Raw genomic sequence first — 1,482 nt, 5'->3', positions numbered from 1 at the left:
GGCTGGGCTATTCCTAAAGGAAGCGCGAATACCAAACTTGCCCTCGATTTCATTGCTTTTTCTTCGGGTACTAAGCCTTTGGCAGATCAAGCTAAATACGTCGCGTATGGCCCGACTCGTAAGTCTTCTTCCGCAGAAGTAAGCCCAGAGATTCTGGCGAACCTGCCGACCGCGCCTCAGAACTTTAAAACGGCGTTTTTGATTAACGACGAATGGTGGTCTGATTATGCCGATGAGTTGAATGAAGAGTTCAATACTTGGCTGCTTAATTAGGCGTTAACTGTAGGGGTTTATTTCTCGATTGATGAGTTAAACCCCAAATTGGAACTCAACGTACCTATTTTGGAGAAGTGATGAAAGTCATCGATGCACAGCAAGTCGCGCGAAGTTTGAGTATGCACTCTTTGATTGAAACCATGCGAGACATCTATGCACAGCCTGCCACGATTCCGCAGCGCAGAGTGATGTCATTAGAAGAGGGGAAGTATGAAGCTTTTGCTTTACTGCCCGCATGGAACCAAGAACTGATTGCCGTTAAGGCATTTACTTACTTTCCTGAGAATCCTCTGCAAGGCAAAGATACTTTGGCATCTACGTTGTTGGTCTTCAAACGCGGAGATGGTGAACCCATCGCGCTGGTGGACGGTAAAGTCTTAACTTTTTGGCGTACAGCTGCCGCATCTGCTTTAGCCGCCGATTACTTAGCGCGCAAAAATGCCTCCCGCTTGTTGATTTGTGGTACTGGCAACTTAGCCCCTTATTTTGCGTGGGCTTACGCAGCGATTCGACCACTCAAACAAGTTTATGTTTGGGGACGAAACCCAGAAAAGGCTGCCGCAACGGTGGATCAGATTCTGTCTTCCTCTGAATATCAATCACTGCCAGAAGAGCGCCAGTTCTCTGTGTCTGTGGTCGAAAACGTTGAGCAAGTGATTGATCAAGTCGACATCATCAGTTGCATTACTGCGTCTGCTCAGCCTTTGTTTAATGGCTCTGATGTGCAGTCAGGAACACACATTGATCTGGTCGGTAATCACGACTTAGACAAGCGTGAATGCGATTCTGTCTCGGTGCAAAGAGCGAATGTGTATGTCGACAGTCGCATTAATGTGTTGGCGGAAGCGGGAGATTTGCTGATCCCAATTCAAGAGGGGGTATTCACACCTGAAGACATTTATGGGGAGTTGCCTGAGCTTTGCGCTCAGCAAGTGCAAGGGCGTCACAGTGACGAGGTGATTACCTTATATAAATCGGTTGGCAGTGCCTTGGCTGATTTAGCCGCAGTAAAAGCGGTGTTGTTAAAACATGGCGTTGAAAGCCAAATTTGAGCATTTTCGCTCGTCTTTATAAATTGCATACAATATACATAAAGGAAAGGAAGTTCATGAAAGTAGATTGGAAAGGTGTTTATCCGGCGGTCAGTACGCAATTTCGTCAAGATCAGTCCATTGACCTAGACGCAACACAAACCGTTATCGATAA

Annotated in this window: 1 protein-coding gene and 2 pseudogenes; all 3 read left to right on the top strand. The window is 46.5% G+C overall.

Annotation, left to right across the window (positions count from 1 at the left end):
* Nucleotides 1-273: pseudogene (locus tag R8269_RS24230) on the top strand (ABC transporter substrate-binding protein); the annotation flags it as partial.
* An 80-nt stretch (nt 274-353) separates the two neighbouring features.
* The gene (locus tag R8269_RS24225; protein WP_318222778.1) at nt 354-1,328 is read left to right on the top strand and encodes an ornithine cyclodeaminase family protein; all 975 of its coding nucleotides are present in this window, start codon (nt 354-356) and stop codon (nt 1,326-1,328) included.
* A 56-nt stretch (nt 1,329-1,384) separates the two neighbouring features.
* Nucleotides 1,385-1,482: pseudogene (locus tag R8269_RS24220) on the top strand (dihydrodipicolinate synthase family protein); the annotation flags it as partial.

The sequence above is a fragment of the Vibrio sp. Vb0667 genome, from assembly GCF_033391095.1.
This window is presented reverse-complemented; position numbering and strand designations above follow the sequence as displayed.